Here is a 21,310-nt window from a genome sequence, read left to right as displayed (position 1 = left end):
GCCGATGAACGAGGTGTTCATCATGAGATTTTTTAAAGGCTGTTTTTGGGGATTGTTATTTGTAATCCCATTTTGGATCTTGATCATTTGGATCATAATAAAGGTTTGGAATGTGTAATCTTGGAATACATATCCATTTCTCGTTGACAAACGATTATTTTTCTGAAATAGTAGCCTAGAGGAATCCTTGTGAGAAAACAAGGATTTTTCTATTGAAGATGGTATATAAAAGAGATAAGATAACTTGCCAAAACGATAGTCGAGGCGTTATTCTATAATAGAAACATATGTTCTGATTTTGGATTAGGAAAGGGGCAAGGAGTTTGGCGAAGCATCAGTTCCAATATAATGAAGATGCGATTCAAGTGTTAGAAGGACTTGAAGCCGTTCGAAAACGCCCGGGTATGTATATCGGGAGTACGGATAGCCGTGGATTGCATCATTTAGTATATGAAATAGTAGATAACTCCGTTGACGAAGCGTTAGCGGGATTTGGCGACGAAATTTCAGTCGTAATACATAAAGATAATAGTATTAGCGTTATAGATAAAGGGCGAGGAATGCCTACGGGAATGCATAAACTTGGGAAACCTACACCTGAAGTTATTTTAACTGTACTTCATGCAGGTGGTAAGTTTGGTCAAGGTGGCTATAAAACGAGTGGTGGTTTACACGGTGTTGGGGCATCAGTTGTAAACGCTTTGTCAGAATGGTTAGTAGTAACAATTAAGCGTGATGGTAACATTTATGAACAACGTTTTGAAAATGGTGGCGTTCCTGCAACAACGTTAGAGAAAATCGGGAAAACAAAAGAGTCTGGTACGACAATGCACTTCAAACCAGATACAACGATTTTCAGCACGACAAATTACAATTATGAAACATTATGTGAGAGATTACGTGAATCTGCATTCTTATTAAAAGGAATGAAAATCTCGATAAAAGACGAACGTAATGATTTAGAAGATATATTTCATTATGAAACAGGAATCGAAGCTTTCGTTTCATATTTAAACGAAGAAAAAGATTCAATTCACCCGGTTGTATATTTCACTGGTGAACAAAACGGGATTGAAGCAGAACTAGCATTCCAGTTTAATGATGGTTACTCAGAAAATATTCTTTCGTTTGTAAATAACGTACGTACAAAAGATGGTGGAACACACGAAGCTGGATTTAAAACAGCGATGACGCGTGTGTTTAACGAGTATGCTCGTAAAGTAGCACTATTAAAAGAAAAAGATAAAAACTTAGAAGGTACAGATATTCGTGAAGGTGTAGCGGCTATCGTTTCGGTACGTGTACCAGAAGAAGTGCTTCAGTTTGAAGGGCAAACGAAAGGGAAACTAGGTACAAGTGAAGCGCGTTCTTCAATTGATGCCATTGTATCTGAGCATTTAGCATACTTTTTAGAAGAAAACCCTGATGTAGCTACACTTCTTGTGAGAAAAGCAATTAAAGCAGCACAAGCCCGTGAAGCAGCCCGTAAAGCAAGAGAAGAAGCGCGTAGTGGTAAGAAAAAGAAAAAATCAGAAGGTACGTTAAGCGGGAAATTAACACCTGCACAATCACGTAACCCGCAAAAAAATGAACTGTACCTAGTAGAGGGTGACTCTGCCGGTGGTTCTGCGAAACAAGGACGAGACCGACGTTTCCAGGCCGTATTACCGTTACGTGGTAAAGTAATTAATACAGAAAAAGCAAAGCTTGCTGATATCTTTAAAAATGAAGAGATTAATACAATCATTTATGCGATTGGCGGCGGTGTAGGAAATGAATTTGATGTTGAAGATATTAACTACGATAAAGTTGTAATTATGACCGATGCCGATACGGATGGGGCTCATATTCAAGTATTGTTATTAACGTTCTTCTACAGATATATGAAGCCACTTATCGAAGCTGGTAAAGTATTTATCGCACTTCCTCCTTTATACAAAGTAAGTAAAGGAAAAGGTAAGAGTGAGGTAATTGAATACGCTTGGTCAGATGAGGAATTAGACGGTGTAACGAAAAAAGTTGGAAAAGGCTATATGTTACAACGTTATAAAGGACTTGGTGAAATGAATGCGGATCAATTATGGGAAACAACAATGAATCCTGAAACGCGTACATTAATTCGCGTGAAAATTGATGATGCAGCAAGAGCAGAGCGTCGCGTTACAACATTAATGGGCGATAAAGTAGAACCGCGCCGTAAATGGATTGAACGTAATGTACAGTTTGGTATGCAAGAAGAAGGAAATATTTTAGAAAATGAAATGATTATGGAGACGGAGGTGGAATAACATGCAAGCAGAGAAGTTTCATGACCTCCCGCTTGAAGACGTGTTAGGTGATCGCTTTGCACGTTATAGTAAATATATTATTCAAGATCGTGCACTTCCAGATGCACGTGATGGCTTAAAGCCAGTACAAAGACGTATTTTATATTCTATGTATGTAGAAGGTAATGTACATGATAAAGCGTTTCGTAAATCAGCTAAAACAGTAGGTAATGTTATCGGTAATTATCATCCACATGGAGATTCCTCTGTATATGAAGCAATGGTACGCTTAAGCCAAACTTGGAAAGTACGTAATGTTTTAGTTGAAATGCATGGTAATAACGGTAGTGTTGATGGGGACCCAGCGGCAGCGATGCGTTATACGGAAGCTCGTTTATCACCAATCGCATCTGAATTATTACGTGATCTTGATAAAGAAACAGTTGAATTCGTGTCAAACTTTGATGATACGAGTGAAGAACCAGTTGTATTACCAGCAGCGTTCCCGAATTTATTAGTGAACGGATCTACAGGGATTTCCGCTGGTTATGCAACAGAAATTCCTCCGCATCATCTTGGAGAAGTTATTGATGCTACAATGATGCGTATCGATAAGCCAAATAGTACTGTTGACGATTTATTAACAGTTATGAAAGGACCAGATTTCCCAACAGGTGGTATTATTCAGGGGATTGATGGTATTAAAAAGGCGTATGAAACAGGTAAAGGTAAAATTATTATTCGCGGAAAAGCAGAAGTTGAAACAGTGCGCGGTGGGAAACAACAAATTGTAATCACTGAAATTCCTTACGAAGTGAATAAGGCAAACCTTGTAAAGAAAATGGATGAATTACGTCTAGATAAAAAGTTAGATGGTATTGCTGAAGTGCGTGATGAGACAGATCGTACTGGTTTACGAATTGTTGTTGAATTAAAGAAAGAAGCAAACTCCGAAGGTATTTTAAATTATTTATATAAAAATACAGATTTGCAAATTCCATATAACTTTAATATGGTAGCGATCAATAATCGTCGTCCAACACTTATGACATTACCGAAAATTTTAGATGCTTATATTGGACATCAAAAAGAGGTTATTACGAGACGTTCGCAATATGAATTAAGAAAAGCAGAAAATCGTCAACATATTGTAGAAGGTTTAAAGAAAGCATTATCGATTTTAGACCAAGTAATTGAGACAATTCGAGCTTCAAAAGATAAACGTAACGCGAAAGATAATTTAAGTGCAAAATTTGGCTTTACAGAAGCACAGGCAGAAGCAATTGTTTCCTTGCAATTATATCGCTTAACGAATACAGACATTACGGCGTTACAAGAAGAAGCAGATGAGCTTAATAAGAAAATTATTGAGCTACAGGCAATTTTACAAAGTGAAAAAAGATTGCTTCAAGTAATTAAAACTGATTTAAAGAGAGTTAAGAAAACGTATAGTGATGATCGACGCGCTATTATTGAAGATCAAATCGAGGAAATTAAAATCGATGTAGAAGTGATGATCCCACAAGAAGATGTCATCGTTACTGTAACGAAAGAAGGATATGTGAAACGTACTGGATGGCGCTCACATAATGCCTCAAACGGCAAAGACTTCGGTATGAAAGAGGGTGACATCTTACTTGAACGATTCGATACGAATACGACAGAGACAGTCCTCTTATTTACGAATAAAGGAAACTATATATATCTGCCAGTATACGAAATGCCAGATATTCGTTGGAAAGATTTAGGTCAGCACGTTGCTAATATCGTTTCACTCGACCGGGATGAAACAATCATTTGGGCAACGGTTGTACCGAACTTTGAGGAAGAAAAACGATTTATCGTATTTGTAACAAGAAATGGTATGATAAAGAAAACAGAATTAAATCAATATAAAGTTCAGCGTTATTCAAGAGCATTCGTTGCTGTAAACTTGAAAAAAGATGATGAAGTTGTCGATATATTTGCGACAGATGGAACGAGTGATATCGTTCTTGCTACACACGGTGCATATGCACTTATTTTCCATGAAGAGGAAGTAAGTCCAGTCGGTGTAAGAGCTGCTGGAGTGAAAGCAATTAATTTAAAAGAAGATGACTATGTCGCTTCTGGTAAACCGTTAAATGGTGACAAAGATCAACTTATTCTCGTAACACAGCGCGGTGCTGTAAAACGCCTAAAAGCATCAGAAATTGAGAAATCAACGAGGGCGAAGCGAGGTCTTGTTATTTTCAAAGAATTAAAACGTAATCCGTACCGCATTGTCGGTATTGAAATCGTTCGGGACGATGAATTAGTTTACATGAAGACAGAGAAAAACATTGTAGAAGAAATTGATCCGAAAGCGTATCGAAATAAAGACCGGTATAGTAATGGTAGCCTTGTGCTAGATGTTAATGATACTGGTGAAGTAGTAGAAACGTGGACGAAGAAAAGACCAGAATAAAGAGGGCATCTTGCTATGAATAGTAGCAAGATGCTTTTTTCTAGGCAATTTATTATGTAAATAATAATAATCTTGTTATAATAACTGAATGAAATCGTTCTCATAAAGTTCAACTAATCGGGCTTTAACAAGCAGTTGATTCCTCACCTAATTCCTTAGCTTTCACTGAATTTTGGGTTAGGAATCTTACTGCTCGTTAAAGCGGCACAAATGGAGGGGCAACATGAAAAAAATAGGTGTAGGGATTGTAGGATTTGGTTTTTCTAGTACGACATTTCATATCCCACTATTACAAACAATAGAAGAATATGATATTCGTGCTGTATTATCCTCAAAAGAAGAGGTAGTAAAAGACACATTACCAAACGCTAATGTTGTTAGTACAATTGATGAATTGGTGAAGCGAGCTGATGTTGACTTAGTTGTTATTACATCACCTAATACAACTCATTTTCCATATGTAAAAGAAGCAATTTTAAAAGGTAAGCATGTTGTTGTAGAAAAACCATTTGTTGTCTCAATTGAAGAAGGGGAAGAGCTTATTTCATTAGCAGAGCAGCATAATGTAATGTTAAGCGTATATCATAATCGTCGTTTTGATAATGATTTCTTAACAATTAAGAAATTGTTAGGAGAAAACAGAGTAGGGAATGTATACGCATATGAATCGAATTTTGATCGTTTCCGTCCACATGTACGTGATCGATGGAGAGAAAAAAATCTACCAGGCTCCGGTATATTATACGATTTAGGATCGCATTTAATTGACCAAGCGTTATCAATATTCGGGAAACCAGATGCGATAAGTGCAGATGTAATAAAACAACGACCAGGTGCAGAGGTGGATGATTATTTCCACATAGTGCTTCATTACGGAGTTAAACGTGTCATTTTACGTAGTAGCAGTTATGTGAAAAAAGCTGGACCACATTTTATAGTGCATGGAGAGAAAGGTTCTATCGTGAAGTACGGTATGGATTCGCAGGAAGAGCAATTAAAAAATGGAATGAAGCCAGGTGATAACGGTTATGGAGTAGACGATGAAGAGAATTTTGCTACTTTAGAAACAGAAGAAAGCTTAGAGCGTATTCCAACAGAAGTCGGTTGTTATGACAATTATTATAAAGGTGTACGAGATAGTATATTAAATGGTGAGGAACTACCTGTAACAGCAAAAGAAGGTTTAGATGTTATTAAAATGATTCAATTAGCGATTGAAAGTAGTGAAAAGGGTAGAGTCATTTCTATAAAATAAAAAGACACGAAATTCGTGTCTTTTTTATTAGGAATATGTGAATATGATTAATTAATTAGTTTAGTCGTTTATCATACATTAATTGGATTTGTATGCCATAAGGATCTTCAATAATACCATATGCTTCACTAAATATATTTTTTTCTAGCGGAGAGATTATTTTCACATGCTTATCGGAAATTAAATTATTATAAAACCGTTGTATTTCTTCTAAATTAGCGCTTTGAATGCAAAGTGACATGTTATTTCCAACGTTATAACGTTCATTATGCTTCATTGTATCTTCTGCTATCATTAGCTTTGTATTCCCAATTTGTAAAACAGAGTGAGCAATATGATCTTTATTTTCACTTGTAATTTTAAAAGAACTATCTCTTTTCGCCAGTTCTTCATACGTAACAATCATTAATTTTTTGGCTTCTAAATTACGTGTATAAAAGTTAATCGCCTCCTTTGCTTGCCCGTTCATTGAAAGAAAAATAGCTATCTCTAATGTCATAAATATATAACTCCTTTATTAGTTGATAATTATAATATAGATTAAAAAGGTTTCAATACATGATACCTTTTTGGGAGGGAAATATGAAAAAAACTGAACGAATAAATGACATGCTTATTTTCTTAAATAATAAAAGATATTTTAATTTAAAAGATTTAATGGCTAGATATGATATTTCTAAAAGTACTGCGTTGCGAGATATTCAATCATTGGAAGAAATAGGTGTACCCATATATTCTGAATTAGGTAGAAATGGAAGTTATAAAATTATAGAAAATAGTGTGTTATCGCCAATTTATTTTAGTGTGGATGAAATGTATGCGTTATACTTTTCAATTCTTACGCTAAATGGATACAAGACAAAACCATTTAATGTAGAAAGTATTGCGCTTGAAAATAAATTTAAACATGTATTACCTGATAATGTGAGTAAAAATATTTCAATTATGGAACGAACGCTTTCCTTTGAAGTAACAAATCATAGTAATTTTAGTCCGTTCTTAAAAGAAATTTTACAGGGAATTTTTGCTGAGCAAGTTTATCATTTAACATATTTAAAAAAAGGTGAGGAGAAAGCATTGGTTGCCCAATTTATTCGAATAGAATCTAAATTTGGCCAGTGGTATGCTAAAATCTTTAATTTTGAGACAAATCATGTTCAAATAATTAGATGTGATAAAATTCTTTCTATTGTGGAAACAAGCAATGTTCATCCAAAAAATCTTGAAGAATTATTAAGTTATCTTACTACCTTTCACAGAAAGTCTGATGCAATTGATTTTAGCGTCATTGTTAATCAAAAAGGAAAAGACATTTTTGATAAAGAGAATTACCCTTCCATGAGGTTGCAAAAGGAAAATGACATTATAACAGGCTATTTTAACAAGCAAGAATCTGATTTTATTTCAAATTATTTTCTGAATTTCGGTGAAACGATTATTTCAATTCAGCCTGTTATGCTAAAAGAGTTAATCTATAATAAGGTGTTATCTATAAAGCAGCATTTAACTTCTTTAAGATAAAGTTAGTTTTAGCTATTTATTTGATATGAAAAAGCCCTTGAGATTTAAATATCCAAAGGGCTTTTTGGTGATTGTATTTGTTTTTTAGAAACAATTATTTTTCTGGGACGGACAGTCCATAAAAGAACATCGTAACGATATCTTTTATATGTTTTTCCCGATCTCCTTCAAGAAGTTGTGCTCCAAATTCATCACCTAATTTTGTAAACATTTGAATGTAAAGTAACATCATTTCTTTAGTAAGGTGTGGATTAATTTCGTTTTTGCGCTGAGCTTGTTCTAATATTTCTAAATACCAGGGTAGGATTTTTTCATTTTGATAACTATAAATAAACTTACGGAGTTCTTCGTCCCTTTGCATCATTTGTAGTAACATATCAGGTTGAAATAATCCGCCAGTATTCATTTTTCTTACAATCATTTTTTGCATCATATCATGAAAAGGTAATTTTTCTTCTGCAAGCTCTTTATAATATTGAAATTCAGATATGATAAATTCTTGTATAAGCTCCCTAAATAACGCATCTTTACTTCCGAAATGATTATAAATTGTAACTTGAGAAACGTTTGCTTCTTTTGCGATATGTTCTATTTTCACTTCATTAAATCCACGTTCTGAAAATAATACGAATGCTGCTTCTTTAATGGCACGCTTTTTCTTTTCTTTTACTCTTTCAAAGCCGTTCAATGCAATCACCTCACTTAAAATATACAAGAAAAAATAATGGAAAACAATAATTTTGAAATATGGACTAATAAATATTTCAAAAAGTTGTTGCGAATATGGAAGATGAGGAGTACAATAATTTTGAAATATCAAACATTAAATATTTCAAAAAATGAGGTGGAATTATGATTTCAGTTCAAGATGTCACAAAACAGTTTTCGAATGGAAAAGGTTTGTTTCATATTACATTTGATGTAAAAGAGGGAGAAGTATTTGGTTATTTAGGACCGAATGGTGCCGGAAAATCAACGACGATTCGTAATTTAATGGGATTTATAAAACCGACAGCTGGTAAAGCGACAATTTTTGGATTAGATTGTTGGAATGAAGCAGCGAAAATTCAAAGGGAAGTTGGTTACTTGCCAGGTGAAATTTCTTTTATTGAAGGAATGAATGGATTAGAGTTTTTAAAATTAATGCAGGGAATGCGTGGATTAAAGGATACGAAAAGACGAGATGAACTGATAGAGCGTCTGCAATTTGATGTGAAAACACCGATTCGCAAAATGTCTAAAGGAATGAAGCAAAAAGTAGGGATAGTCGCTGCATTTATGCACGATCCAGAGGTGTTAATTTTAGATGAACCAACATCTGGACTTGATCCACTTATGCAACAAGTGTTTATAGATTTAATATTAGAGGAAAAGCAAAGAGGAAAAACAATCCTAATGTCATCACATATTTTTACTGAAATTGAGAGAACTTGTGACAGAGTAGCTATTATTAAAGATGGTCGACTCGTAACGGTTGAAAATATTCACGATTTACAAAGTATGAGAAGACAGGTGATAGATGTAACAGTATCATCACAAGAAGAGATTGAGTCCCTTACAAAGTGTAATTTGCAATTTGAAGCGGTAAAAGGTAGAGAGGCATCTATCATTGTACAAGGAAACTATCAAACTGTTTTACAAACACTTTCAAACTATAATGTAACGGCACTTCAAACGAGAGCGATGGATTTAGAACATTTATTTATGCATTATTACGATAAGGAAGAAGGGGTAACGCATGAATAAGCAATTATTTTTAGCTAGTTTGAAAGAAACACAAAAAAGTATTTTGAGTTATGCGTCTGGTGCAGCTTTATATCTGTGGTTATTAATTTGGATATTCCCGTCAATGGTATCAGCGAAAGGGCTAAATGAATTAATAGCTGCCATGCCTGATAGTGTGAAAAAAATCGTTGGTATGGAAAGTCCGATTCAAAACGTAATGGATTTTCTAGCGGGCGAATACTATAGTCTATTGTTTATTATCATTTTAACAATTTTTTGCGTAACAGTTGCGACACATTTAATTGCTCGTCATGTAGATAAAGGAGCAATGGCATACTTGCTAGCAACACCTGTATCTAGAGTGCAAATTGCGATTACACAAGCTGCTGTTCTCATATTGGGACTTCTAATTATTGTATCTGTTACGTATGTAGCTGGGTTAGTAGGTGCAGAATGGTTTTTACAAGATAACAACTTAAATAAAGAATTATTTTTGAAGATAAATGTAGTCGGAGGGCTCATATTTTTAGTCATTAGTGCGTATTCATTTTTCTTTTCTTGTATATGTAATGACGAAAGAAAAGCACTAAGTTATTCAGCGAGTTTAACTATTTTATTTTTCGTATTGGATATGGTAGGGAAGTTAAGTGATAAGTTAGAATGGATGAAAAACCTATCATTATTCACGCTGTTTCGTCCGAAAGAAATTGCTGAAGGATCATATAATATATGGCCGGTAAGTATAGGTTTAACTACTGTAGCGCTTTGTATTTTTATCGTAGCGATTGTATTATTTAGGAAGAGGGATTTACCGTTATAGAGTAGAAAGTCCACTGAGAAAGTGGGCTTTTTTTATTTGTAAATTTAAACTAGTATGTTTATCGCATAACACTTATAAAGGATATTTATCTTTTTAATTAAGAAAATATTCAAAAAAATGAACCTTTTTCTAGGTTCATACGTCTAATACATGTAAAGTTAAATTGGAAGTGATGAAGTGAGGATGAAACAGGAGGAGCAATTGTGAAAGTAATCCCTTTATATAAAATGATTGTAAAAGAAGAAACGGATGTTTCTTTAGCGAAAAAAGGTGATCATGAAGCCTTTATAGCGCTTATACATACAGAAAAAGCGAAGATGTATCGAATAGCAAAGGCGATGTTACGTGATGAGACAAATATAGAGGATGCGATACAGACAACAATTTTAAAAGCCTATGAAAATATAAAAAAATTAAAAAAAGAAGAATTTTTTCAAACTTGGTTAATTCGAATACTAATAAATGAGTGTAACAATATTATTAGAGCGTATAAAAATGTAATTGTGACAGAAGAGAATGATTACATTATGAGTGCGTGTGATCAGTATGAAGATATAGATTTGTGTAATGCGATTCAATCGTTACATGAAGAATTAAGAGCTGTTACGGTGCTTTATTACTATGAAGACATGCATCAAGAGAGTATAGCAAAGCTGTTAGAAATACCGAAAGGAACAGTGAAATCAAGATTATCACGTGCGAGGGAACAACTACAAAAACGATTAAAGATGGAATAGGGGGTGTAAAGGATGGATAATGAAAAATTATTTGATGAGAAATTAAAAAAGAGAATAAAAGATGAAAATGTTATAGTACCTCCAGAGTTAAATGAAAAGATTAATAGCACGCTACATAATCTTAAGGTAAAAAAGAAGAGTTACAAAATTCATATGATGATAATTAGTGCAGCGGTTTGTATACTTTCAGTGGTATCTATGTCTGAGTTTTCTATACAAAGTTTTGCGCAAAATGGTGGAGTATTTGAATATGTAAAGAAAAAAGCGTTTTCTGATTATGAAAATGAAGAAGAAATAAAATCGAATGTACATTATCCAGATAAAGAAAAGATTCATCAAAAAATGCTAGATTCTATTGATTATTTTAAAAATATTTCAGGACAATTTGAGGAATATTCTAGCTCATCAAGAATTGCTACAACATATAAGTATGCGATTGATACGGAGAAACAAAGAGGTATCTCTTCGAAAGAAGATAAACTAGCCAAAAAACGAACAATTATATATAACGAGGAGAAGAAAAAAGAGTTTGATGATGAGAAGTATACCTATAAAGAGACAAAATGGAACCCGAAAGAAAGAAACAATGAACTATTAAAATTAAATCCTACGGAAAGGTTAGTGAGAAAATCAGATGAGAAAAAGAGATATGATGATGAATATGTAGGGCTAGCTAAATATAGTATTCAATCAGAATTCGCAGATTTATTAATTCGATATAAAGATTGGAATTATAAAGAAACGAAATATCTTGGATTAGATTGTTACAAAATTGAAGGAGTTATAAACATAGAGATGCCTGTTAGCACCTCTGAAGATTTAAGAGGGAAATTCGAAATGGTTGTGGAGAAAAATACAGGGATTATGTTGAAATTTCTTAGTTTTCAAGAAGGCTTGATTCAATATTCAGTTACGACTGAATGGATACAAATAGATAAGGGATTGAAAGAAAGTATGTTTCAAAAGGATAGCGCTAAATATGAAAAAATGAAAAACATATTGGATGAATAGAAACAGGAGGAGAGTAAATGGGGAATCATTCATCTTTAAGAGAAGAGAAAAATAAGCAAAAATATAAAAAGAAAAAGATAATAAGTTTACTACTGGCGGTATTACTATTTGGTGGAATTGGCTATGGGGCCTATGTATATATGAAAACTTCTAGTCTTGTACAAAAATCTAATTTGAATTTAGCACGAGGTGAAAAATCCAATTTACGTGAGAAATCTGTAAAGCCAATTGCAAATCATGTTTCACTTTTAATTATGGGAATTGATGAAAATCAAGAACGACAAAAGGAATATAATGGTGCATTTCATACAGATGCATTATTGTTAGTGACTTTTAATAAAGACGATAAAACAGTGAAATTAACGAGCATACCGCGTGATACATATACATATGTTCCAGTTGAAAAGAAAAAAGATAAAATAACCCATGCATATGGAAGTGGTTTCGTTAAAAATGGTAAAGATGGAGGACCGCAAGCTTCTGTGGAAGCGGTAGAAAAATTGTTACAGGTGCCTGTTGATTATTTTGTGAAATTTAATTTTGGTTCCTTTACTAAAATTATTGATGGGTTAGATGGTATTGAAGTGGATGTCCCAGTTGAATTTACGGAGCAAAATAGTAAAGATGAACCTGATGCGATTCATTTGAAAAAAGGATTACAAAAATTAAATGGGGAAGAAGCACTTGCACTAGCAAGAACGCGCCATATTGATAGTGATGCAATGAGAGGACAGCGCCAACAACTTGTTATTGAAGCGATTTTAAGTAAATTAAAAAGTGTAGGATCGATTACGAAGCTAGAAAAAATAGTTGAGGCGGTTGATGGTGATTTTAAAACAAATTTAGTAATGGATGATATTTTATCTTTTTATAAATACGGTTTAAACGGTTCAGTTGAAAAAATACAATTAGCTGGTGATGATTTATACTTACCTAATGGCCCAAACGGGCAACGTGTATATTATTATAATCCTAATAAAAAAGATCTACAGAGTTTGAGTAATACTCTTAGAACACATCTAGGATTAAGTGAAAAACAGATTGAGGAGAATTAAAGCAGATGTAATGTCTGCTTTTTTATTACGTTAAATAGTATGTCTTTTATTCGTAAATATTATATACTATTTTAAATTTTAAGATAATAGTGTAACATAAAGTTATAGTTTAAGTTAAATAACAGGGGGCTATTACATAGAATATATCATTAGCAATTATTGAAATAGTATGGGAGAAATGAAAATACAGGGGAGTATCAAAAATGAGAATCGTAAAGAATTTAACATTCCAAGTTATTGTGGCCATTATTTGTGGTATTGCAGTAGGGGCAATTTGGCCGAGTGTTGGACAACAAATGAAGCCAATTGGTGAAACATTCATCAATATGATTAAAATGGTTATTGCACCGATTATCTTTTTAACAATTGTGCTCGGTATTGCAAGTATGGGAAGTATGAAAAAGGTAGGCCGTGTTGGTGGGAAGGCACTATTATATTTTGAAATTGTTACAACAGCGGCTTTAATTATTGGTATCATCGTAGCGAATGTTGTACGTCCAGGAGATGGATTAGATCCCTCAAAACTAAAAGGCGGAGATGTTTCACAATATGTACAAAGTGGGCAAGAAATGAAATGGATGGATTTCTTTTTACATATCGTGCCGTCTAACATGTTTGAAGCATTTGCCAAAGGTGATATTTTACAAGTTCTGTTCTTCTCCATTTTATTCGGAGCAGGGTTAACGATGTTAGGAAAAAATGGACAACCGGTTATTGACTTTTTTGAAAGATTATCGAAAGTATTTTTTAACATTTTATCAATTGTAATGAAATTAGCACCAGTTGGAGCATTCGGTGGGATGGCATTTACAATTGGGAAGTATGGTTTAAGCACGCTCATACCACTTGGTAAATTAATGATTTGTGTATATGCGACAATGGCATTATTTGTTTTTATTGTTTTAAATTTTATTTGTAAATTGTATAAATTTAGTTTGTGGAAATATTTAGCGTATATTAAAGAAGAATTACTTATTGTTCTCGGGACATCATCGTCAGAATCAGTACTGCCGCGGATGATGACAAAGATGGAAGACTTCGGGTGTTCGAAGCCGGTAGTAGGTTTAGTCATTCCAACAGGTTACTCTTTTAACTTAGATGGAACAACGATTTATTTATCAATGGCAACTATATTTTTAGCGCAAGTTTTTCACGTCGATCTTTCACTAGGTCAACAATTAACTATAATAGCTATTTTGTTAGTTACATCTAAAGGAGCAGCAGCAGTAACCGGCGGGGGATTCATTGTACTAGCATCTACCCTATCGGCAATGAATGTTATCCCATTAGAAGGTTTAGCGTTATTACTTGGTGTAGATCGTTTCATGTCAGAAGCACGTGCTATCGTCAATTTAATTGGTAACGGTATTGCAACTGTAGTTGTTGCGAAAAGTGAAAATGAATTTGATGATGAGAAGTATACGAGAGTAGTAGAGGAAATGAAAAGAGAAAAAATGGTCGGGTAAAAAGTCAGCTTTGCTGACTTTTTTATTTTTGTAGAAAAGATGTTTTTAGATATATGCATTATTTATTAGCAATAATTAACAAGTATTCAAGTGGTAAATGAGATGAAAGTGATTAAAACAACGAATGTGTATGAATGCGAAATAAGGTTTGAACAAAATATGGAATTTTTATGAATATTACTGTAAAAAAATAATTTTTTAAAAATTTTCAATAATAATACTTTACAAAAATTAAAAAATTAGTAGAATAAGAATTAGTAAGAATCGTCTGATAAATATATAGAGAAAAACAGAATTATCAGAAAATTCTTTAATAGCTATCGTTAAGAATTAGGGAGGGTACAAAATGAAAAAGAAACAAATGAAAAAACTAACAGCAGTTGTAGCACCGGTTTTAGCAATGAGCATGGCGTTAACAGCATGTTCTACATCAGGTGGAGATAAGAAGACAAGCACAAATTCTAGCTCTAGTGGAGATAGTAAATCAGGGGAAAAATTAGCAGCAAAACAAGTGTTAAATCGTACAGAAACAAATGAGATCCCAACAATGGATACTTCAAAAAATACAGATACATTAGGTTCTCAAATTTTAGGGAACACAATGGAAGGGTTATATCGATTAGATAAAGATAATAAACCAATCCCAGCTGCAGCAGAATCTAGTACGAAAAGTGAAGATGGTAAAAAATATACATTTAAACTACGTAAAGATGCAAAATGGTCAAATGGTGATCCTGTAACAGCAAAAGACTTTGCTTATGCATGGCAACGATTATTAGATCCAAAAACAACTGCAGAATATGCGTTTATCGCATTCCCAATTAAAAATGCAGAGGCGATTAATAAAGGTGAAAAACCAGTAACTGAACTAGGAGTTAAGGCGGTAGATGACTATACATTAGAAGTTGAATTAGAACAAGCGGTACCATACTTCTTAAACTTAGTAGCGTTCCCATCGTACTATCCATTAAATGAGAAGTTCGTAAAAGAAAAAGGTGATAAATACGGTTTAGAGTCTGATACAACAGTATATAACGGACCATTCGTTCTTACTGATTGGAAGCATGAGCAAGGCTGGAAACTAAAGAAAAATGATCAATATTGGGATAAAAAGACTGTAAAATTAGATGAAATCAACTATAGTGTAGTAAAAGAAATAAATACAAGGGTTAACTTATTTGATACAGGTGCAATTGATTTCGCACTTCTATCAGGTGAATTCGTTGACAAATATAGAAATAACAAAGAGGAGTTTGGCACATACTCACAAGTAAGTACATTCTTCTTACGTATGAATCAAAAACGTGGTGGACAAGATACACCATTAAAGAGTCAGAAATTACGTGAAGCAATCGCGCTTTCTATCGATAAGAAAAACTTAGCAAACGTTATTTTAAATGACGGATCTAAACCAGCAGACTTCTTAGTACCGAAAGGGTTAGCGACTGGACCAGACGGAAAAGACTTCCAAGAAACATTTAAAAATGGTATCAAACCAGATGCGAAAAAAGCTGCTGCAGCCTGGGAAGAAGCGAAAAAAGAACTTGGTAAAGACCAAGTTACAATTGAGTTATTAAACTATGATACTGGTAATGCGAAAAAAGTAGGGGAATATGTAAAAGACCAAATTGAGAAAAATTTAAAAGGTGTAACAGTTAATATTAAACTTCAGCCATTCAAACAAAAACTAAAACTAGAAACAGAGCAAGATTATGATTTATCATATGCTGGTTGGGGACCTGACTATGCTGACCCAATGACATTCTTAGATATGTTCCAGTCTAATCATTCTCATAACCAAATGAGCTTCGCTGATTCTAAGTATGATGATATGATTAAAAAAGCTGGCACTGAATTAATGGGTGACGCGAAGAAACGTTGGGAAGAGCTAGGAAAAGCTGAGAAATTACTTCTTGAGAAAGATGTAGCACTTGTACCTTTATATCAACGTGGTGATGCATATGTTCTAAAACAAAATATTAAAGGTATTGTAAAACATAATATCAGTCCGGAATATAGCTTTAAATGGGCATATGTAACTGAAAAATAATAGAGTTAAAAAAGCATTTCAAAGTAGCTAAGCTACTTTGAAATGCTTTTTTGTGAGCTTAAAATACTAATTTTTAGTATGGTTAAATAGAGGAGAATAAGGTGTATAGTATGTACATATAGTAGATGGGGGATAAATCCTACTAAAATAAAAAAGTAAGAATATTTAAAGTTAAACTATTTACAAATGTGAAAAAAAGAGTAGAATAACATTAGTTGCAATTTTCAGAAAAATTAATCTTTAGTAAGGGGTCTCTCAAGGGTTGGTAATGTACATATAATTAGGGAGGGTACAAAAATGAAGAGAAAAAAGATGAAAAAGTTAACGGCTGTTGTGGTACCAGTTTTAGCGATGAGTGTTGCATTGACAGCATGTTCTGGGTCAGGTGGGGAAAAGAAAACGACTACTACATCAAATAGTGGGGAAGAAAAAAAATCTGATATTAAATATGCAGCGAAACAAGTATTAAATCGTACGGAAAACCAAGAAATTCCGACGATGGATACTTCTAAATCTACTGATACATTAGGTGCGCAAATTTTAGGGAACACGATGGAAGGCCTATATCGCCTTGATAAAGATAATAAGCCAATTCCTGCTGCTGCAGAGTCTAGTACGAAAAGTGAAGATGGTAAAAAGTATACGTTTAAACTGCGAAAAGATGCAAAATGGTCAAATGGTGATCCTGTAACAGCGAAAGATTTCGTTTTCGCATGGCAGCGCTTACTTGATAAGAATACTGCGGCAGAATATGCATTTATTGCTTACTATATTAAAAATGCAGAAGCGATTAATAAAGGAGAAAAACCTGTAACTGAATTAGGAGCGAAGGCGGTAGATGATTACACGCTAGAAGTAGAATTAGAAAAACCGGTACCTTATTTCTTAAATTTATTAGCATTCCCATCATACTATCCATTAAATGAAAAATTCGTAAAAGAAAAAGGTGATAAGTACGGTTTAGAAGCAGATACAACTGTGTATAACGGTCCATTCGTTATGTCTTCATGGAAACATGAACAAGGTTGGCAGCTGAAGAAAAATGATAAGTACTGGGATAAAAAGACTGTGAAATTAGAAGAAATTAACTATAGTGTAGTAAAAGAGGTTGCAACGAAAGTAAACTTATATGATACAGGATCAATTGATTTTACATTACTATCAGGAGAGTTTGTAGATAAATATAAATCGAACAAAGAAGAATATGGTGAGTATGCGGAATCAAGTACATTCTTCTTACGTTTAAATCAAAAACGTAACGGACAAGATACGCCTTTAAAGAGCAAAAAACTACGTGAAGCAATTGCATTATCGGTTGATAAAAAAGGATTGGCAAATGTAATTTTAAATAATGGATCAAAAGCAACAGATCAATTGGTTCCAAAAGGACTTGCGACAGGGCCAGATGGTAAAGATTATCAAGATACATTTAAAAATGGTCTGAAATATAATCCGAAAAAAGGAGCAGCAGCGTGGGAAGAGGCGAAAAAAGAACTTGGAAAAGATCAAGTTACAATTGAATTGCTAAGTTATGATGATGGAACTGCGAAAAAGATTGCTGACTATGTAAAAGATCAAATTGAGAAAAATTTAAAAGGTGTAACGATTAATACAAAAATTCAGCCGTTCAAACAAAAATTAAAATTAGAAACTGCGCAAGATTATGAAATTTCTTATGCAGGTTGGAGTCCAGACTATGCGGATCCAATGACATTTATTGATATGTTTGAATCGAAGAGCCCGTACAACCAAATGAGTTATTCAAATCCAAAATACGATGAAATGGTAGGAAAAGCAGGTAATGAATTAATGAGTGATGCGAAAAAACGCTGGGAAACGTTAGGGAAAGCTGAAAAGTTATTCCTTGAAGAAGATGCAGGGTTAGTTCCTTTATATCAAACAGGAAGATCGTACGTAATGAAACCGAATGTAAAAGGAATTGTGAAACATAACATCAGTCCAGAATATAGCTTTAAGTGGGCGTATGTAACTGAGGATGGCGGAAAAAAATAAAGTGAAAGCATTTCAAAAGTGGCTGAGCTGCTTTTGAAATGCTTTTTAGTATGCATAAGGGAATAAATCTCGTTAGCCTATTGAGAATCGGGTAGGTAATTAGGAAGGTTCTATCGGAGGAAAATAGAGAGGTCAGTAAGTAGTAAGACAGATGAATGATAGTAAGAGACCTCATGCTAATAAGAAAAATATAGAACGTAGTAATAGATTGGAATAAGGGAAGGGATGTTTACATATAGTAGACGGGGGATAATTCATATAGTAGTTAAAACAGCAAGTTACTATAATAAAAAAATAAATATTTAGAAAATTTACAAAAATACTTTACAAAATTTTAAAAAACAGTAGAATATTAATTAATAAGAATTTTCTGATAACAAAAGTTAGTAGAGAATTTCTAAATGTTAATATCGTACATATAATTGGGGAGGGTAAAAAAAAATGAAGAGAAAAAAGATGAAAAAATTGACAGCGGTTGTAGCACCAGTTTTAGTAATGAGTATGGCATTAACAGCTTGCTCTGGATCAGGAGATAAAGAGAAGGCAAGCACAACACCAAAAAGTGGTGAAAAAGAAGGCGGAAAGCTAGCGGCGAAGCAAGTGCTTAATTTAACAGAGTCTCAAGAGATTCCATCTATGGACTCTGCTAAAGCGACAGACCAAGTATCGTTTCTAGCTTTAAACAACGTAATGGAAGGTTTATATCGACTTGATAAAGATAATAAAGCAACACCAGGAGTTGCTGAATCATATAAAAAGAGTGATGATGGTAAAAAATACACATTTACATTAAATAAAAATGCAAAATGGTCAAATGGAGAGCCTGTAACAGCGAAGGATTTCGTGTTTGCTTGGAAACGTGCGGTAGATAAAAATACAGCAGCAGAATATGCATACATTATGTTTGATTTGAAAAATGCACAAGCGATTAATGAAGGAAAAGCTGAACTAGATACGTTAGGAGTAAAAGCTGTAGATGACTATACGTTAGAAGTAGAATTAGAAAATCCAGTTCCTTACTTTGTAGAATTAACTTCATTTGGAACATTTTATCCATTAAACGAGAAATTTGTAAAAGAAAAAGGAGAAAAGTACGGTTTAGAATCAGATACGACGTTATACAACGGACCGTTTACATTAACAGACTGGAAACATGAAGAAGGATGGAAGTTAAAGAAAAATGCACAATATTGGGATAATAAAACAGTTAAGTTAGATGAAATCAACTTTAACGTAGTAAAAGATAGCGGTACACGTGTTAACTTATATGAAAGTGGACAAATCGATCGTTCAGGACTTACATCTGAATTTGTTGACAAATATAAATCAAGCCCCGACTTCTTTACACAAAAAACACCGTCAACGTACTTCTTACGCTTAAACCAAAAACGTGGTGGGCAAGATACAGTGTTAAAGAGCAAAGATCTACGTTTAGCGATTGCAAAAGCGTACGATAAAAAAGGCTTAACGAATGTAATTTTAAATGATGGTTCTACACCTGCAGATTATTTAGTGCCAAAAGAATTTGCTAAGAGCCCAGATGGAAAAGACTTCCGTAAAGAAAATGGAGATATTTTAAAAACAGATGTGAAAAAAGCAAAAGAGCATTGGGAAAAAGCGAAAAAAGAGCTTGGAAAAGATGCAATTACAGTAGAACTATTAAACTATGATGGTGATGGTGCGAAAAAAGTAGGAGAATTCTTAAAAGGAGAACTTGAGAAAAACTTACCAGGTTTAACGGTGAATTTGAAAAACCAGCCATTTAAACAAAAGTTAAAATTAGAATCAGATCTAGATTATGACTTATCTTACGCTGGTTGGGGGCCTGACTACTTAGATCCAATGACATTCATTGATATGTTTGTTACAAATGGCCCTCATAACCAAACAGGATATTCAAATCCTAAATATGATGAAATTGTACAAAAAGGTAAAGGTGAGCTATTAACGAAAACGAAAGAGCGTTGGGATAGCTTACTGAAAGCGGAGAAAATGTTATTGGAAGATGCAGCAATTGCACCATTATATCAACGTGGTGATGCTATCGTTCAAAGACCTAAAGTAAAAGGTATTGTTCACCATCCAGTTGGTGGAGACTACAGCTATAAATGGGCATATATTACAGAGGATAAGTAAGATGAGGGGCGTACAATACGCCCCTTTTTCTATGCACTTTTCTTCCGTCCTCGAATATATAAAATAAAAAAGGGAGAATCCCATGAAACGAAACACATACATCGATTTCCTAGCTTATTACGGAATAGGAAGTGCTCATCCTGGTGGTTTTACGTTAACAAAACAATTGTTAGCACAACTGCCTTTTAAATATGGAGCGAATGTCCTTGAGATAGGTTGCGGTACGGGGAAAACAGCGGCATATATGACAAGGGAATTTGGTTATAAAGTAACAACGGTTGAAAAGAATGAAATTATGATTCAAAAGGCAAAAGATAGATGGTTGTTTGAAGGGTTAGATATACAATTAATTGAAGGAAATGTAGAGCAATTACCGTGTTTGAATAACTCATTTGAGTTCGTACTTGGAGAATCAATCATCGCTTTTACAGACAAAGAAAGGGTTATCTCGGAGTGTTATCGTGTATTACAGCAGGACGGTAAGCTTGTTGTCATTGAAATGATTATTGATAGGCACATTGATAAGGGTGAGGAAGAAAAAATCGCCCAATTATATGGTATGAAAGAATTATTAACTGAGAATGAGTGGGTACAATTATTTCAGAAAGCAAATTTTAAAAGAATTACAATTGCTGGCGGTGGCACGATTGCAGAAACGATCTCTGGCTATGTAGAAGAGCCAGAATGGAATGTATCCTCACATATTCCGAATGAGTTATATGAGGCGTGGGTACAGCATGAAAATGTACGGCTTATGTACCAACACATTTTAGGGCATCGTATTTTTATATGTGAAAAATAAAGAAAA

Annotated in this window: 16 protein-coding genes; 14 read left to right on the top strand and 2 right to left on the bottom strand. The window is 33.8% G+C overall.

Going from position 1 to position 21,310, the window contains the following annotated elements:
- Positions 1-323: 323 nt before the first annotated feature.
- The 3 genes from parE to ACTL4X_RS18300 all read left to right on the top strand — a co-directional run bounded on the left by parE (position 324) and on the right by ACTL4X_RS18300 (position 5,968).
- Positions 324-2,288, top strand: a complete 1,965-nt coding sequence (gene parE, locus ACTL4X_RS18310; protein WP_001062194.1) for a DNA topoisomerase IV subunit B — start codon at positions 324-326, stop codon at positions 2,286-2,288.
- A gap of 1 nt (position 2,289) precedes the next feature.
- Entirely contained in the window at positions 2,290-4,713 is a 2,424-nt protein-coding gene (parC, locus tag ACTL4X_RS18305; protein ID WP_001147471.1) for a DNA topoisomerase IV subunit A, read from the top strand.
- Positions 4,714-4,936: 223 nt separating this feature from the next.
- Complete coding sequence (locus ACTL4X_RS18300) at positions 4,937-5,968, top strand: oxidoreductase (RefSeq protein WP_000719747.1); 1,032 nt, start codon at positions 4,937-4,939, stop codon at positions 5,966-5,968.
- Positions 5,969-6,023: 55 nt separating this feature from the next.
- Here ACTL4X_RS18300 and ACTL4X_RS18295 read toward each other — a convergent pair whose 3' ends face one another.
- Positions 6,024-6,467 (bottom strand): VOC family protein, encoded by a 444-nt coding sequence (locus tag ACTL4X_RS18295; protein ID WP_000171342.1) that lies wholly within the window; start codon positions 6,465-6,467, stop codon positions 6,024-6,026.
- A gap of 59 nt (positions 6,468-6,526) precedes the next feature.
- On the opposite strand from ACTL4X_RS18295, the gene ACTL4X_RS18290 reads away from it, so the two are divergent.
- Positions 6,527-7,489, top strand: a complete 963-nt coding sequence (locus tag ACTL4X_RS18290; protein WP_441394938.1) for a helix-turn-helix transcriptional regulator — start codon at positions 6,527-6,529, stop codon at positions 7,487-7,489.
- Between the two features lie 94 nt (positions 7,490-7,583).
- Here ACTL4X_RS18290 and ACTL4X_RS18285 read toward each other — a convergent pair whose 3' ends face one another.
- Positions 7,584-8,186, bottom strand: a complete 603-nt coding sequence (locus ACTL4X_RS18285) for a TetR/AcrR family transcriptional regulator (RefSeq protein WP_002041614.1) — start codon at positions 8,184-8,186, stop codon at positions 7,584-7,586.
- 155 nt (positions 8,187-8,341) lie between these two features.
- Between ACTL4X_RS18285 and ACTL4X_RS18280 the strand changes: the two genes are divergently transcribed.
- From ACTL4X_RS18280 to ACTL4X_RS18235, 10 genes are all read left to right on the top strand, one after another.
- Positions 8,342-9,235 (top strand): ABC transporter ATP-binding protein, encoded by an 894-nt coding sequence (locus ACTL4X_RS18280; protein ID WP_086401151.1) that lies wholly within the window; start codon positions 8,342-8,344, stop codon positions 9,233-9,235.
- Positions 9,228-10,034, top strand: a complete 807-nt coding sequence (locus ACTL4X_RS18275) for an ABC transporter permease subunit (protein ID WP_001041427.1) — start codon at positions 9,228-9,230, stop codon at positions 10,032-10,034. Before ACTL4X_RS18280 ends, ACTL4X_RS18275 begins: the two co-directional genes overlap by 8 nt.
- A 203-nt stretch (positions 10,035-10,237) precedes the next feature.
- Entirely contained in the window at positions 10,238-10,771 is a 534-nt protein-coding gene (locus ACTL4X_RS18270) for a sigma-70 family RNA polymerase sigma factor (RefSeq protein ID WP_000864729.1), read from the top strand.
- Between the two features lie 12 nt (positions 10,772-10,783).
- Complete coding sequence (locus ACTL4X_RS18265; RefSeq protein WP_086401152.1) at positions 10,784-11,782, top strand: anti-sigma factor; 999 nt, start codon at positions 10,784-10,786, stop codon at positions 11,780-11,782.
- A gap of 17 nt (positions 11,783-11,799) precedes the next feature.
- Positions 11,800-12,837, top strand: coding sequence for an LCP family protein (locus ACTL4X_RS18260; RefSeq protein WP_086401153.1), 1,038 nt, complete (start codon positions 11,800-11,802; stop codon positions 12,835-12,837).
- Positions 12,838-13,040: 203 nt separating this feature from the next.
- The gene (locus ACTL4X_RS18255; RefSeq protein ID WP_001223629.1) at positions 13,041-14,303 is read left to right on the top strand and encodes a dicarboxylate/amino acid:cation symporter; all 1,263 of its coding nucleotides are present in this window, start codon (positions 13,041-13,043) and stop codon (positions 14,301-14,303) included.
- Between the two features lie 346 nt (positions 14,304-14,649).
- Entirely contained in the window at positions 14,650-16,353 is a 1,704-nt protein-coding gene (locus ACTL4X_RS18250) for a peptide ABC transporter substrate-binding protein (protein WP_000730163.1), read from the top strand.
- A 297-nt stretch (positions 16,354-16,650) separates the two neighbouring features.
- Positions 16,651-18,366, top strand: coding sequence for a peptide ABC transporter substrate-binding protein (locus ACTL4X_RS18245; protein WP_000823467.1), 1,716 nt, complete (start codon positions 16,651-16,653; stop codon positions 18,364-18,366).
- Positions 18,367-18,807: 441 nt separating this feature from the next.
- Positions 18,808-20,502: a peptide ABC transporter substrate-binding protein gene (locus ACTL4X_RS18240; protein ID WP_000823448.1), complete on the top strand. Its 1,695-nt coding sequence runs from the start codon at positions 18,808-18,810 to the stop codon at positions 20,500-20,502.
- Between the two features lie 82 nt (positions 20,503-20,584).
- Positions 20,585-21,304: a class I SAM-dependent methyltransferase gene (locus ACTL4X_RS18235; protein WP_000828251.1), complete on the top strand. Its 720-nt coding sequence runs from the start codon at positions 20,585-20,587 to the stop codon at positions 21,302-21,304.
- Positions 21,305-21,310: the final 6 nt, after the last annotated feature.

It is taken from the genome of Bacillus sp. RE35, assembly GCF_052146655.1.
GTDB lineage: Bacteria > Bacillota > Bacilli > Bacillales > Bacillaceae_G > Bacillus_A > Bacillus_A cereus.
This window is presented reverse-complemented; position numbering and strand designations above follow the sequence as displayed.